The sequence below is a fragment of the Agrobacterium pusense genome, assembly GCF_900102105.1.
In the GTDB taxonomy this organism is placed as follows: domain Bacteria; phylum Pseudomonadota; class Alphaproteobacteria; order Rhizobiales; family Rhizobiaceae; genus Agrobacterium; species Agrobacterium pusense.
In genome coordinates, this window is sequence record NZ_FNBB01000004.1 from 305,863 (window position 1) to 319,997 (window position 14,135).

The 14,135-nt window shown below is 60.0% G+C and carries 12 protein-coding genes; 3 read left to right on the forward strand and 9 right to left on the reverse strand.

All coding sequences use genetic code 11. The features are described 5' to 3' along the window. Positions 1 to 159: 159 nt before the first annotated feature. Positions 160 to 1,146, forward strand: a complete 987-nt coding sequence (locus tag BLU28_RS13245; protein WP_044459769.1) for a LacI family DNA-binding transcriptional regulator — start codon at positions 160 to 162, stop codon at positions 1,144 to 1,146. Here the strand turns inward: BLU28_RS13245 and BLU28_RS13250 are convergent. The 4 genes from BLU28_RS13250 to BLU28_RS13265 form a co-directional block, all read right to left on the reverse strand. Continuing rightward, a complete protein-coding gene (locus tag BLU28_RS13250) occupies positions 1,143 to 2,786 on the reverse strand; it encodes a Na/Pi cotransporter family protein (RefSeq protein WP_077986436.1) in 1,644 nt (547 codons plus the stop codon). The genes BLU28_RS13245 and BLU28_RS13250 overlap by 4 nt on opposite strands. Before the next feature lie 82 nt (positions 2,787 to 2,868). Next, positions 2,869 to 4,554: a metallophosphoesterase family protein gene (locus BLU28_RS13255; RefSeq protein WP_077986437.1), complete on the reverse strand. Its 1,686-nt coding sequence runs from the start codon at positions 4,552 to 4,554 to the stop codon at positions 2,869 to 2,871. Beyond that, complete coding sequence (locus tag BLU28_RS13260; RefSeq protein WP_006698666.1) at positions 4,548 to 5,156, reverse strand: dual specificity protein phosphatase family protein; 609 nt, start codon at positions 5,154 to 5,156, stop codon at positions 4,548 to 4,550. Before BLU28_RS13260 ends, BLU28_RS13255 begins: the two co-directional genes overlap by 7 nt. A 48-nt stretch (positions 5,157 to 5,204) precedes the next feature. Then, positions 5,205 to 6,044 (reverse strand): inositol monophosphatase family protein, encoded by an 840-nt coding sequence (locus BLU28_RS13265; protein WP_077986497.1) that lies wholly within the window; start codon positions 6,042 to 6,044, stop codon positions 5,205 to 5,207. 232 nt (positions 6,045 to 6,276) lie between these two features. Between BLU28_RS13265 and BLU28_RS13270 the strand changes: the two genes are divergently transcribed. Both BLU28_RS13270 and proP read left to right on the forward strand, forming a co-directional pair. Next, positions 6,277 to 6,573: a PRC-barrel domain-containing protein gene (locus tag BLU28_RS13270; protein ID WP_077986438.1), complete on the forward strand. Its 297-nt coding sequence runs from the start codon at positions 6,277 to 6,279 to the stop codon at positions 6,571 to 6,573. A 164-nt stretch (positions 6,574 to 6,737) separates the two neighbouring features. Continuing rightward, positions 6,738 to 8,258, forward strand: a complete 1,521-nt coding sequence (proP, locus tag BLU28_RS13275; RefSeq protein ID WP_006698668.1) for a glycine betaine/L-proline transporter ProP — start codon at positions 6,738 to 6,740, stop codon at positions 8,256 to 8,258. 104 nt (positions 8,259 to 8,362) lie between these two features. Here proP and BLU28_RS13280 read toward each other — a convergent pair whose 3' ends face one another. The 5 genes from BLU28_RS13280 to BLU28_RS13300 all read right to left on the reverse strand — a co-directional run bounded on the left by BLU28_RS13280 (position 8,363) and on the right by BLU28_RS13300 (position 14,086). Then, positions 8,363 to 9,088, reverse strand: a complete 726-nt coding sequence (locus tag BLU28_RS13280; protein ID WP_077986499.1) for an SDR family oxidoreductase — start codon at positions 9,086 to 9,088, stop codon at positions 8,363 to 8,365. Positions 9,089 to 9,146: 58 nt separating this feature from the next. Beyond that, entirely contained in the window at positions 9,147 to 10,757 is a 1,611-nt protein-coding gene (locus BLU28_RS13285) for an FGGY-family carbohydrate kinase (RefSeq protein WP_077986439.1), read from the reverse strand. 88 nt (positions 10,758 to 10,845) lie between these two features. Next, on the reverse strand, positions 10,846 to 11,577 hold the full coding sequence (locus tag BLU28_RS13290; protein WP_004438213.1) for an SDR family oxidoreductase: 732 nt from the start codon (positions 11,575 to 11,577) through the stop codon (positions 10,846 to 10,848). A 39-nt stretch (positions 11,578 to 11,616) separates the two neighbouring features. Next, positions 11,617 to 12,594, reverse strand: a complete 978-nt coding sequence (locus BLU28_RS13295) for an ABC transporter permease (protein WP_077986440.1) — start codon at positions 12,592 to 12,594, stop codon at positions 11,617 to 11,619. Continuing rightward, on the reverse strand, positions 12,584 to 14,086 hold the full coding sequence (locus tag BLU28_RS13300; protein WP_006698672.1) for a sugar ABC transporter ATP-binding protein: 1,503 nt from the start codon (positions 14,084 to 14,086) through the stop codon (positions 12,584 to 12,586). Before BLU28_RS13300 ends, BLU28_RS13295 begins: the two co-directional genes overlap by 11 nt. Positions 14,087 to 14,135 lie beyond the last annotated feature (49 nt).

The window sequence follows — 14,135 nt, forward strand, 5'->3', positions numbered from 1 at the left end:
AAATTTTTTTCCTGTCCCGACGCCTGTGGAACGGATTGGATATTTCCTGAAACGCCAGAGAGCTTTTCTCAAGGGTGACGGGGTGCTGGCGAAATTGGAATAGCCGACATCCCGTAGCCTGTGATATCAGGCATTGGATTTCGGAACCGGGGGAGTCGGATGGCAAGAGGGTTCGTGACGGCCGAAGAGGTGGCGAAAAAGGCCGGGGTTTCACGCTCCGCCGTCTCTCGTACCTTCACACCCGGCGGCAGCGTATCGAAGGCCGTCCGGCGCAAGGTGCTGAAAGCCGCACAGGAACTCGGCTACCGCGTCAACCGTCTGGCGCAGGGTCTCAACAACGACCGCTCCAATCTCATCGGGGTCGTCGGTGCCAATCTCAGCTCCCCATTTATTTCAAAACAGCTCGATCTCCTCAGCATCGGCCTCCTGCGCCGGGGCTTGCAATGCCTGTTGCTGAATGCGGCAGATGCCCGCAAGGACATTGCGCCGCTGATCGAGCTTCTCTTCGAATTCCGCGCGCAGGCCATCGTGGTCCTTTCCGGCGAACCGCCGGCTTCGATCGTCGATGAATGCATCGCCAATGGCGTGCGCCTCATTCTCATAAATCAGCGTCTTGATCGCACCGACACGAATATGGTGTTGAGCGACGATTCCCATGGCGCCGATCTTGCCGCCATGCGGCTTGTGGCGGCGAAATGCAGGAAAGTCGCGGTCGTTTCCAGCGGTAGCCAGACGCCGGCTCAGCTGCGCCGCGCCGGTGCCTTCACCCAGCGCATGACGGTTGAAGGTATCGAGGTCGTGCCTTGGTCCGGTGGTCCGACCAGCTATGACAGCGGCTATCAGGCCGGCTGCGAATTGCTGGCGGACAAGTCCATCGATGGCGCTTTCTGCGTGACCGATCTGCTCGCGCTCGGCTTCATGGACGCCGCGCGTCTTGAAATGGGCCGCCGGGTGCCGGAAGACATCTCGATCGTCGGCTTCGACGACATTCCGCAGGCGGGCTGGAAAAGCTACCAGCTGACGACCGTTGCCCAGTCCTTCGACGCGTTGACGGAGAAGGTCCTGACCGCTCTTGACAGCGACGAGCCGGAAACGCGGCTCCAGGTCGTGCCCGTTTCCATGGTGGAGCGCATTACCGCACGCTAACCCGCCTGCCGGATCCGGCTTTCGATCAGCAGCCCGCTCTCATCGAGGATCGGGTGGGCGACGGCTGCAAGATGGGCGTTGATGCGCTTGAGATCGCGCAACATGTCCAGATGCACCGAACTGGTCTGAATGCTGTCAACCCGGCCGTCGCGCAGGCGCTGGAGATGGCTTTCTGACGATTGTTTTTCCAGCCGCCGCACATCTTCCTTCACTTCCACCAACCGACGGGCAAGATCGGCGTTGCGAGTGGCGAAAACGGACTGTGCCATGCGGATATTATCGAGCGTGACGGCAAAAAGACGCTCAAGTTCACTTTTCCCATCATCGGAAAAGCGGAGGCCGAGATCGATCTTCTTGGCAATCTCCGGACGGATGCCTTTTTCGATGATATCGCCGATATGTTCGAGATTGATGGCATATTCGACAATATCCATCGCACGGCGCTGGTCCTTGCGGGCCAGGCCATTCTGTCCGACCTTCGAGACATAAACCTTGATTTCATGCTGCAGGCGGTCGACCCGGCCCTCCAGGCTACTGATATCGTTGAGTTTTGCGGCATCGCTGTCCCGCATGGCCTCACTCGCCTGCCGCAGCATAAGCTCGATCAGGTCGCCGACCAGCAGCACCTCGCGGCTTGCGCCGGCAAGCGCCGCAACCGGTTGATCGAGATCGTGACTGTCGAGATAGCTGTGATTGTTTTCGGTGCTCTCTCTGTCTGGCAGCAGCATCGTCGTTACTCGCAGAAGCACTGGCGAGAGCGGCCACGCGAAGGCGGCAACAGCAAAATTGAAGGCGAGATGCGCATCCACAGCAAGATTCGCATGCGAAAAGGGTGACATGTCCAGCAGGGCCGCGGCATATCCGGCGAGCGGCAGCGCAGCGAGGCAGCCGATGGCCCTGACGACGAGATTTCCCACCGTCACCCGGCGTGCCGCGATCGGGGCTTTCAGCGTCGCCAGTACCGGCGGCACCGCGCCACCGAGATTGGCGCCGAGCACCAGAACGATCACGAGGCTCGTTTCCATGCCGCCGCTGGCGGCAAGTGACAGGATCAGAACGACGATGGCGAGACTGGAGGAGGCAAGAACAGCAAGGACGGCGGAGAAGATCAGCGCCACAGGCCAGGCATCACCGAGCATGCCGATAAAGAGACCCAGTGCTGGCGACTGCCTGATGGGATCAGTTGCAGCCGAGAGAAGATGAAGGGACAGCAGCATGAGACCGACACCTGCCACCGCCGCCCCGCCTCCCTGCCGCTGCACCGATTTGCCACGCGACAGGATGACACCGGCAAGGATGAGCAACGGTGACAGCCAGCCAAGCCCGAGAGCGACAATCCACGCCGTCATCGCAGTTCCGACATTGGCGCCGAGCAGGACGATCTGCGCCATGGCCGGCGCGATGAGGTCCTTCTCGACGAAAGAGGCGACCATCAGCGCGGTGGCAGTGGAACTCTGCAAGGCGATTGTCGCCACGAGACCAGCGAAGAAGGAGCGATACTGGCCGCGCGTGCCGGCGGCCAGACCGATGCGGAGCCTCGCACCAAAGGCGCGTGACATGCCATCCTTTATCTGCGCAAGCCCGAAAAGCAGCAAAGCCACGGCGCCGAACAGGTTGATGCCGACAACGACCGATTCCATTCAATCACCCCGCCTGCCGTCCCGGTGGTCGGACAGCAATCAACCCAGCCATGATAGACCGCCCCTTCCGCAAATCGTCGGATCAAACTGCAACGCGGTCACGCTGCGACCCGAGCCGAAGCGTAATGTCACGCGGGCTGCTTTCTGCACGCTCAAGAAACAGGCCGAGCGCTCCGAGGAAGATTTCGATAAAACTCCTGACGGACCGGTCGTGACGATCCGGCGCGCGGCCGAAACGCTGCGCCAATTTCCGATAGAGACAGAGCCGCTCATGCGGGATATGCGGCAGGGCTAGACCCGCCGCCTGTCGCAGGCAATACCAGTCGGCAATCAGCTCGAACATGGGCAATTCGAATGACAGCGCAAGTCCATCAGACAGTTCGTGGCCATCCTGCCCAAGCAGGAGGAGAACCTCCTGCACGGTTTTGTCGGAGATTGCCGCAACGATCTCTGCCGGCCATTCCTTGCTGAAATAGCGATGTCTGATCAGCGCCCGCTTGTGGCCAAGCAGGAACCCACCATAATCACCGGCTGCAAAAGACGGGTCGTCCTCTTCACCTGCCAGTACCGTCTCCTGCGCGTAACCCTGGCAAATACGGTCATTGACCGGCAGAGCGGTCATTTCCACCGTTTCCACGCTGATGTCCTGCCGGGCTGGATGGATGACCTTGAATCCGGGAGGAAAGGCGACGAGCGAAGGGACGGCAATATTGGTGAGCGACCTATCACCCTTCCCACCCTGCGTCACGCCCTCGACATGCAGGTGCCCGCTGAAATGGACGGTTAACCCAGCCCGTACCAGCGCGTCTTCCACCGCTTTGCGTGGCGTACGGCGCACGACATTGGTTTCACCGAACAGGGCACCTTCGGCACGGCTTGCTCCGTCGAAGGGATCGAGCACCGGATAATGGGAAAAGCCCAGCAAGGTCTTGCCGAGCAGCTCCGCCCTGTGGCGCACGTCGGCAATCCAGTCAATGATGAAGGGCTTGCAACGCAGGAGCGCGTTCCAGCCACCCGAAGTGCTGTCGGTAAAGGCGGCTTCCTCACCTCGCTGAAAGACACCGTCCAGCGGCTCGAAAATATTCGCATCGATCATCAGGAGCCAGAGGCCCTCTTCCGGCTCGACAAGATAGGAGGCGTCCATCAACCTATAGACATTCCGCCCATCGGGAGAGCGCACTTCGTAGAGCCGGTCTTCCGGCGCGTCGGACGCGCCGAAGGGCGTCTCCCAATGCAGATAATCCGGCTGGCGGAAATAACCGAAAGCCCCCATCGGATCGAGGCCGGCGGGATAACCTTCGCAGTACATGCGGTCGGTTATGACGACCCCTTCCCCGGTGCGGCGCGCATCGCTGGAAACCAGGACGCCTTTGCCGTTCTCCGTCAGGAATTCCTTGGTGTGATTTCGGCCGCAAGGGCCGAAAATGTCATGGTTCCCGGGCAGCGCATAAAAAGCGGTGCCATGGGTATCGCGATGGCGTTCCAGAATGCCCTTCAGCGTTTCAGTCGTCACCCGCTGGCCGTCATCGGTATAATCGCCGAGCAGCACCACATGGCGAATGCCACGCTGGCGCACCTCTTCCAGCGCCGCATGCAATGCATCCGCGCTCTCGTTGAAAACCCGGGTGGATTCACGCGTTTCCGACCAGCTACGCATGGTGATGCGCTCGCCTTCGATTTCGATGCCGGGAAACCCGAAATCCGCTGAAGTATCATGAAAATGCGCATCGGCAATGACGGCAACGGAAGGCAGCATATGTGTCAGCATGATTGCGCGATCTTTCTGCCCTCAACCAAGTCGATCCATTCGGAAGCACGGCGGGCGGCGGCATAAAGCATCGGTTTCGGCGTCTCGAACCATTCGTCAGGCCGCAATTCCCGTTTCGTGCGGATCACGGCCAGCGCATCGTCGAGTGTCGGATAAAGGTCGGGCTGCTGCTTGTGCAGGAAAAGCGCCACCAGCGAGACGGAACGGCTGCGGCCGCTGCGGCAGTTGACAAGCACATTGCCGCCATCGACAAAGGGATAAGTCTCCCGCTTCGGCATGGTCTGGCGAAGTGCGCCATCGAGTATGTAATAAGCGCCCAGCATCATGGTGTCAGGGCTGCCATCGCCGTCGATCAGGCCAAGCTTGTAATAGCGGATGTCACCATAACCCACAGCCCGCCGGTCGCCTTCTTCGGCCATCGTCTGCACGAGATTGATATCAAGATTGACGGCGCAATTAACGACGGTCGTAATGCCGTGCCGGCGCAGAAGCTCCCGGTCGCCAGCACCATCGCTGCCGCCGATGTAAAGGGCGGCATTATGCGGACCGAGCCCTTCCGCAATCAGGCTGATTGCCGGGCGGGCATAAACGGGTCCATCCATTTCATTCCTCCACATGCGCGAACACCCCGAACAGGTGTTCGCCTGAAATCAGGCCGAGGCGGCGCGCTGCCGGTCCGACGGCGTCCTTTCGGCAAGGGGTATATCCGCTGCCTGGCTAACGCCTCTGGCGACACCGCGGGCCGCAGCCAGAACAGGCCCGCCATCCCGAAGACTGCCAATCTCCAGAAATGGGCAGACATCGCCGCCAGCTTCGCTGACGAGTAGCAAGCCTGCAAGACAATCCCATGAATTCATATGTAATTCGAGATAGGCGTCGGAACGACCGTCGGCCACATAGGCAAGCGCCAGCGCTCCAGAGCCTGCACGACGAACATTGCTGCCCATATCGAGCAGGTTCCTGACGATATCGAGATATGTGGAATTCGCGACCCGGGTCGACCAGCCCATCTCGATCGATGACGCATCAAAGCGCGTCGTTTCCGCGGTTTGAATCGGCTGCCCGTTGCGCATTGCTCCTTCACCGCGACGCGCGAAATAAAGCTCGTCAAGCGCAGGATTATAGATCGCGCCGATTTCCGTTCGCCCCTTCTCGACATAAGCAATGGAGATGCAGAAATGCGGGATGCCACGCGCGAAATTCGCGGTACCGTCAACGGGATCGACGACCCACACCCGATCGCCGATCTCACCGCCGCCTTCTTCACCAAAGAAACTATCGTCTGGGAAACAAGCCGAGATCGCCCCGCGAATATGCGCCTCGGAAGCCGCATCGGTCACAGTCAGAAAATCCTGCGGCCCCTTCATGGAGAAGCTTCGTGTCGCCTCACCCTGAAAACCTTTGAGCACCAGTTCGCCGGCGGATAAAATAACGCTGCGGCACAGTTCAGCGCGAGCTGCCAATGTATCCGGATAGGGCATCGAGTCCATGCGCAAAACCATTTCTTTTGAGTGAACGCGTGTTCATATTGCACACGCGTTCATTAATTTCAAGAGGGTTTTCTCGGTCAAACATGACTATCGAATGACAAAGTATCGGCATGTTCATTCCGGAAGCTTGCAGGTCTGTTCGCAAGGCAGCGCAATGACTGCGACCAACAGCCAATGGAACGGTTTTGCACCGCGGGAGTTTCGTTCCTGTAAACCACGACAGGAGGAAAAAATGGATCATAGCAATCACGTACGTCTGGTTGAAACCGAACTGACGCCGTCGGTTCTAGAAGGCGCGACCGTCTATGGCGCCGATGACCACAAGGTCGGGAAGGTTGACCACGTACACGGCGTCGGCGCCGGCAGCACGGCGATCATCGATGTCGGCGGCTTTCTCGGCATCGGCGCAAAGCCCGTCTCAGTTCCGCTCAGCGACCTTGACTTCATGCGCGATGAGGACGGCGATGTCCACGCAGTGACCTCATGGACGAAGGATCAGTTGAAGGACATGCCCGAGCATCGTCACTGAATGCATCCCACCAGATTTCAGAAGCGCCCGGCCATTGCCGGGCGTTCGTTTATTGGGGCACACCCCGCCCCGCACCGCTTCCGCCTGCAAATGGAACACATGCGCATGTCACGCATTTTCACGTCGCGCAATAAATGGTTGCAAGGCATTCAAGGGGACAACAATTGAACAGTCAGATTCAGGCCAGCCCGCTGAGCATTGACGACGTGACCGTCATCGATGACGAGAAGGTCAAAAAAGCCGTGACGGCAGCCGCACTCGGAAATGCCATGGAGTGGTTCGACTTCGGTGTTTACGGCTTTGTCGCTTACGCCGTCGGCAAGGTCTTCTTTCCGGAGGCTGCCCCCGCCGTGCAGACAGTGGCGGCACTTGCGACATTTTCGGTGCCGTTTCTCATTCGTCCGCTAGGTGGCGTTTTCTTCGGGGCGATGGGCGACAGGTTCGGGCGGCAGAAAGTCCTCTCTCTCACCATTATCATCATGGCGGCCAGCACCTTCTGCATCGGCCTCATTCCGGGTTATGCGACCATCGGCATCTGGGCCCCTATCCTTTTGCTGCTCTGCAAGCTCGTTCAGGGCTTTTCCGTGGGCGGAGAATATACCGGTGCGGCCATCTTCGTGGCGGAATATGCGCCCGACCGCAAACGCGGTTATCTCGGCAGCTGGCTCGATTTCGGCTCGATTGCCGGTTTCGTGCTTGGCGCAGGACTGGTAGTGCTGCTCAGCACCGCTCTGGGCGAGGCGAAATTTCTTGACTGGGGCTGGCGCATTCCGTTCTTCCTTGCCGCTCCGCTCGGACTGATCGGCCTTTATCTTCGGCACGCCGCGGAGGAGACGCCGGCTTTCACCGAACGCCTTCACCGCGCTGAAGAGGAGGACCGTCAGTCGCTGAAGGAACGGCCCATGGTCCCCATCGCGGAGATCACCAGCAAACATCTCCGTTCGCTGGCAATCTGCATCGGCATGGTTCTCGTCACCAATGTCACCTACTACATGCTGCTGACTTACATGCCCACATATCTGTCAAAGACGCTGAATTACAGCGAGGATCACGGCGTCCTCATCATCATCGCCGTCATGGTGGGTATGCTGTTCGTCCAGCCGGCCATCGGGCTTTTGAGCGACCGGATAGGCCGCAAACCTTTCCTCGCTGTCGGCAGCACGGCGATCTTTTTTCTCTCGCTACCGGCTTTCCATCTCATCGCCAGCGGGCAGGTGGTCCAGATTTTCTTCGGCTTGCTTATTCTTGCCGTCGCGCTGAACTGCCTGATCGGAATCATGGCCTCGACCTTGCCCGCCCTGTTCCCGGCGCGCATACGCTATAGCGCCCTGGCGATCGCGTTCAACATCTCGATCATCGTCGCCGGCCTGACTCCAACGGCCACGGCCTGGCTGGTGGAAGCGACCGACAACATCTATATGCCGGCCTATTACCTCATGGTCGCCGCTGTCTTCGGCATTGTCACCACTTTCTTCCTGAAAGAGACGGCGAACCGGCCTCTCTATGGCGATACGCCCAACGCCTCCAGCCGCAAGGAGGCGAAATCGCTTCTCGCCGCGCAATATCTGCACATCGAAAAAAGCGTTGAAGAGATTGACGAGGAGCTTCTCAAACTGGAACAGCAGAAAGAAATTCTGCAGGCGAAACGCAGTCAGCTCGTCGGCCGGCACCCGGACCTGAACTAACTCCATCCGCCATAGATGAAATGCGCGGGCAATGCGTATCGCACCCCGCGCATCGATTTTTTCAGGTTTCAATCGGCCTGCGCCGAGAGCAGCTGTTGTTTCGCTCAAACGGCGAGGAAGCCGCCGTCCACCGGCAATACGGCGCCTGAAATCATCTTGCTGTCATCGGAAAGCAGCAGCGCGATGCTCTGCGCCACCTCTTCGGCTTCTGCGAAGCGGTTGAGCGGATGACGCACCATCATAGGCTGGCTTTTGACCGGATCGTTCCACGCTTCCGCAGCCAGTTCAGTGAGCGTGATGGTGGGCGCGACGGCATTGACGCGAATACCATGCGGGCCAAGTTCCTTGGCAAGCACGCGGGTTGCGCCCTCAAGCCCGGCCTTGGACGCCGCATAACACAGGTGATCCTGAAAGCCGCGATGCCCCGCAATCGAGGTGATGTTGACGATGGCGCCGCCGCCGCCCCTTGCAACACGCGCGCGGGCGAATTCCTGGCAGGTGACGATGGCTGCGCGCAGATTGATGCCCAGCACGGCCTCGTAGCCTGCATCGCTCATGTCAAGCACACTTTCCAGCACGTTGATGCCGGCGCTGTTGATCAGGAAATCGCAGGTGCCGGCTTCGGCCATGGCGGCGCGGGTGGCGGCGACGTCGGCAAGATCGGCACGGATCGAGCGGCCGCCGATTTCGCTTCTCAGGCTGTCGAGATCGGACTGCGTGCGGCTGATCGCCACGACCTCCGCACCACGTGCGGCCATCAGCTGCGCGCAGGCGCGGCCAATGCCTTTGCCTGCGCCGGTGATGATGACGGATTTTCCGCAAAACTGCATGGAATCCTCGTTATTTGCGGCCAATGCGGCCGGATGATCTAAGTTTTTTTGACGGCGCTCAGGAATGGCTAGCGGAACGAATGGCGCGGGCCGCATTCTGCAGCGTCAGAAACGCGTCGTAACGTGCTTGGTGAACCCTCTGAAAACCAGGATCGGGCGTTGCACTGCTGCCAATACGCGACATCGCCGGCATCGCCGCCATCAGGTCCGGATAGGTTCCGGCGGCGACGGCGCCCAGCATGGCCGAACCAAGCAGCACCGGCTCCTCGCATTCGGTTAATTCGACGGGAAGCCCGGTCGCATCGGCCAGCAACTGCCGTGCAAGCGGGTGGGCACCCGCACCGCCGCTGACGCTGATGGTTTCCACCGGCGCGCCGTTGCGGGCCTGCGTTTCGATGATCTGACGAAGCCCGTAACCAAGGCCGAGAAGCCCGGCCACATAAAGCGCGACAAGGGAATCCACGCCGGTTTCCATGCCATATCCGGCAACGACCGCGCGGGCATGGGGATCGGCGAAGGGTGCGCGGTTGCCGAGAAATTCCGGCACCACATGAAAATCCTCTGCAAGCTTTGCTGCGGCGGAAGCGGATTCGGCGAGGCCGAGGGCGCGGTCGGCAAGCCAGACCGGTAAGGCTTTGCCATCCTTCTCGGCAAGCACTTTCGCTTCGGGGACTGCCGGATGTAGCTGAACCAGATAATCGATGGCCGCACCGGCAGCGGACTGACCGCCCTCATTCAGCCATGCGCCGGGAACCATCGCGGAGTAATAAGGACCCCAGACACCCGGCACGAAAGCGGGTTCGGCAGTGGTCGTCATGGTACAGGACGAGGTCCCGAAAACATAACCAAGGCATTTCGAAGCATCGCCACCCGCAGCAACCGTACCGACACCACCGGCATGGGCATCGATGAGGCCCGCCGCAACGGCGGTACCAGCAACCAGCCCCATAGCCTTTGCCGCATCTTCGGTTAGCCCAGCGCCCAGCGCCGTACCGGGATGGACGACGCTTTCACCGATGCGGCGGAAGCCCTGTTCCGCCAGATCGCCAAGGCCAATATTGTTGAAATATTCCGAATCCCAGCGGTTTTCGTGGGCGAGATAGGTCCACTTGCAGGTAACAGTGCAGGCAGAGCGATCAAGCGCGCCGGATGCCTTCCATGTCAAAAAATCCGTAAGATCGAAGAAGTGCTCGGCGCGGGCATAGACATCCGGTCGATTTTCCCGAAGCCACAAAAGCTTCGGCGTCTGCATTTCGGGAGAGATGCGGCCACCGACATATTTGAGAACCGCATGTTCTCCGGCATTGATGCGCTCTGCCTGTTCAACGGCACGGTGATCCATCCAGACGATGATATCGCGTTCGGGATGATCGGCAGCGCCAACCGGCAGGGTCTCATCGTCCGGCCCGCGAACGACGAGTGAGCAGGTGGCATCGAAACCGATGCCGGCAACATCGACAGGATCGATACCAGCGCGTGAGACGCTCTCCCGGACGCTGTCGCAAACCGCCTGCCACACTTCCGCGCTCGATTGCTCGGCAATGCCGCCATCTTCGCGATGCATGCTGATCGGACGCTTGGCGGTGGCGAGAAGCTTGCCCGAGACGTCGAAAACACCGGCCCGCGCCGAGCCGGTCCCGACATCGACGCCAACAAGATAGGAAGCCATTTGCGATACTCCTCGGAGGGGATCATCCGATGCTGGAAAGGGTTGAGCGGCGGGACCGTGTCCGGTCTTTCCGCCGCCCAGGGACTTTTTAAACGCGGTCGAAGTTGGTCGGCAAAACCAGCATATCGCGAATGGTGACGGTGCGCTTGCGTGTCAGCATGTAGACAACGGCATCGGCCACTTCGCTCGCATCGATGAGGCTGCCCGATTCCTTGGCCTTTCGGAGGTTTTCCTCCGGCCAATCGGCCAGCAGTGCGGAAACGACAGGGCCGGGGGAGACCTGGGCAACGCGCACGCCGTGCGGGATCATCTGGCGGCGCATGCCCTGCACGAAGCTGGTGATCGCCCATTTCGAGCCGGAATAGACCGGCTCCCAATAGGTCGGGAAGTGGCCAGCGATCGAGCAGGTGACGATGATGTCGCCCGTCTTGCGCTCCGACATGTGCGGCACGACGGCATGAACATTCTTCATGACGGCGTTGACGTTGAGATTGAGCATCTTGTCGATGGCTTCAGGGGTCGTTTCGGTGAGATCGCCGCCGATATAGGTGCCGGCGTTGCAATAGAGAATGTCGATATGATCGACCTTCTTGAGGATCTCAGGGATCATCGCGTTGCAGCTGTCGGCATCGAGCAGATTGGTGACCTGCGGGATGGCGCGGTCGCCAAGCTTGGCAACCAGATCGTTCAGGGCCTTCTCGTTCCAGTCCACCATGACCACGGTCGCGCCCTGTTCCAACAGCGCTTCTGTGGTGGCAAGCCCGATGCCGGATGCGGCGCCGGTGATGACCGCAATCTTGCCTTGCAGCGATTCAGACATTTAATTCTCCTGCGTTTATGAAGATATTTCCGGGCCGGCTTAGCGCCATTCCCGTCCGATATAGATGGCCAGCAGGATGATGCCGCCCTTGATGACATCCTGCAGATAAGGGTTGATGCCCATGAGGTTGAGGCCGTTATTGAGAATGCCGAGCAGCACCGCGCCGATGAGCGTGCCGAGAATGAGGCCCCTGCCGCCTGCAATCGCCGTGCCGCCAAGAACAACGGCCGCGATGGCATCGAGTTCGAAGCCGACACCGGCATTGGGCTGACCGCTCATCAGGCGACCGGTGAGGATCAGTGCCGCAAATGCTGCCGTGACGCCCGAGATGCCATAGACGGCAAGCTTGACGCGCTGGGTCTTCACGCCCGAAAGACGGGCTGCCAGCTCGTTTCCGCCGAGCGCATAGACGTGGCGGCCGAAAGCGGTGCGCTGCAACAGCACCCAGGCGATGGCGTAGATCACCACCATGATGACGACTGGGACGGGAACCACACCGATACGGCCGACACCGAACCAGGAAATCCAGCTCGGAATACCGCTGACGGGGTAGCCGCCGGAATAGATAAGGCCAAGGCCACGGGCCATGCCCATGGTGGCGAGCGTGACGATGATGGCGGGCATCTTGCCCCAGGCGACAAGCGCCCCGTTGAAGATGCCGATGCCGAGACCGATGAACAGGCCGGCCGGCAGGGCTATTGCAGGCGAGAAGCCGGTGTTCACCATCAGGCCAGCGGAAAGCGTTCCGATAAGCGCCATGACAGCGCCGACCGACAGGTCGATACCGCCGGTCAGAATGACGAAAGTCATGCCGACGGCCAGAATGCCAACGACGGAAACCTGCCGCAACACGTTCATGATGTTGTTGAGGCTGAAGAAATTGTCGCTCGCAAGCCCCATCAGGATGGATACGACAATCAGACCCGCCAGCGGCAGGGCGAGCGGCGAGCGCAGCATGGCACTGAGACTGAAACCGCCCGTTTTCGCGGCAACGCCGGTGTTTGCATCAAGCGACATGTTCAACTCTCCCGGTGGTGGCGTTTGTCATTATTGTTTCTGAATTGATGTCGTCTCCCTCGACCGTGGCAACGATGCCGCCGGACCGGAAGACGCAGACCCTGTCGGACATGCCGATGACTTCCGGCAGTTCCGAGGAGATCATGATGATCGAATGGCCCCTGGCAGCAAATTCGCGCATCAGCGAATAGATTTCTGCCTTCGCTCCGACATCGATGCCACGTGTCGGTTCATCGAAGATCAGCACGCGCATGTCGTGGTTCAGCCAGCGCGCGATAACGATCTTCTGCTGGTTGCCGCCGGACAGCGTGTCGACGCGGGCGTAAGGCCCTTGTGCCTTCACCTGCACCTGCGCCATGGCCTTTGTCGTGTACTCCAGTTCCTTCTTGAGATCGAGGAACCAGTGCGCCTTGCGGTATTTGCCGTAATTGTTGAGCGAGATATTCTGCAGGATGGAGAAGCTGGTGATCAGGCCCTCTTCCTTGCGGCTTTCCGGCAGCAGGCCAATGCCGCGCATCAGCGCATCATCGGGGCCGGAAAAACGCGTCTCCACACCATCGAGCTTGATCTTGCGGCGCGTCGCGGAATGCGCGCCGAGCATGGCGAGAACTGTTTCCGTGCGGCCTGAGCCAACGAGCCCGGCAAAACCAAGAATTTCGCCCTTGCGCAGCGCGAAACGCGAGACAGGGCCGCCCTTCTTCAGTTGCAGCTCCTCGACTTCGATCACCTTCGCGGCGGAAGGATCGAGTTGCGGCTTGGGCGGGAAGCTGGCCTCGATGCGCCGGCCGACCATCATCTCCACCAGGCGATCGTTATCGACTTCGGAGGTCAGGCAGGAGCCGATCAGTTCTCCATCGCGCAGGACGGTGATGCGGTCGCAGATCTCGAATATTTCCTCGAGGTGGTGCGAAATGAAGATGATCGCGACACCCTGACGTCGCAGTTCGCGCATGACCTTGAACAGATGTTCGGTCTCGGAAGGCGTCAACGTGGCGGTCGGCTCGTCGAGCACGAGAATGCGGGCATCCAGTGACAAGGCCTTGGCGATTTCGACAAATTGCTGCTGGGCGACGGAAAGGCGGTGCACCGGCACGTCGAGCGGAACATCCACGGCGAGCCGGCCCATGATTTCGGCTGCGCGCTTGCGCATCGCGCCCTTGTTCAGAAGGCGCAGCGGCCCGCGGATTTCGCGGGCAAGGAACATGTTTTCAACGGCGTTGAGATAAGGGATCAGGCTGAATTCCTGAAACACGATGCCGACACCGGCGGCAATCGCCTCATCGTAATTGGCGAAGCGGCGATCCATGCCGTCAATGCGGATCGTTCCTTCCGAGGGCTGCAGGATGCCGCTCAGGATCTTCATAAGAGTCGATTTGCCGGCGCCGTTTTCGCCCAGAAGCGCATGCACCTCGCCGGCGCGCGCCTCAAGGTCGACGCCGCGCAGGACTTCGATCTTGCCAAAGCTTTTTCTTATTCCATTCAGTTCCAGCATTTCACCCTCCTCAATGGTCGGGATTTAACCCCGCCCCCGCATAAAGCGG

Bases quoted from the DNA above. Each gene is read 5' to 3' on its own strand.
- BLU28_RS13245 (WP_044459769.1), top strand. From the start codon at position 160: ATGGCAAGAGGGTTCGTGACGGCCGAAGAGGTGGCGAAAAAGGCCGGG.
- BLU28_RS13250 (WP_077986436.1), bottom strand. From the start codon at position 2,786: ATGGAATCGGTCGTTGTCGGCATCAACCTGTTCGGCGCCGTGGCTTTG.
- BLU28_RS13255 (WP_077986437.1), bottom strand. From the start codon at position 4,554: ATGCTGACACATATGCTGCCTTCCGTTGCCGTCATTGCCGATGCGCAT.
- BLU28_RS13260 (WP_006698666.1), bottom strand. From the start codon at position 5,156: ATGGATGGACCCGTTTATGCCCGCCCGGCAATCAGCCTGATTGCGGAA.
- BLU28_RS13265 (WP_077986497.1), bottom strand. From the start codon at position 6,044: ATGGACTCGATGCCCTATCCGGATACATTGGCAGCTCGCGCTGAACTG.
- BLU28_RS13270 (WP_077986438.1), top strand. From the start codon at position 6,277: ATGGATCATAGCAATCACGTACGTCTGGTTGAAACCGAACTGACGCCG.
- BLU28_RS13280 (WP_077986499.1), bottom strand. From the start codon at position 9,088: ATGCAGTTTTGCGGAAAATCCGTCATCATCACCGGCGCAGGCAAAGGC.
- BLU28_RS13285 (WP_077986439.1), bottom strand. From the start codon at position 10,757: ATGGCTTCCTATCTTGTTGGCGTCGATGTCGGGACCGGCTCGGCGCGG.
- BLU28_RS13290 (WP_004438213.1), bottom strand. From the start codon at position 11,577: ATGTCTGAATCGCTGCAAGGCAAGATTGCGGTCATCACCGGCGCCGCA.
- BLU28_RS13295 (WP_077986440.1), bottom strand. From the start codon at position 12,594: ATGTCGCTTGATGCAAACACCGGCGTTGCCGCGAAAACGGGCGGTTTC.
- BLU28_RS13300 (WP_006698672.1), bottom strand. From the start codon at position 14,086: ATGCTGGAACTGAATGGAATAAGAAAAAGCTTTGGCAAGATCGAAGTC.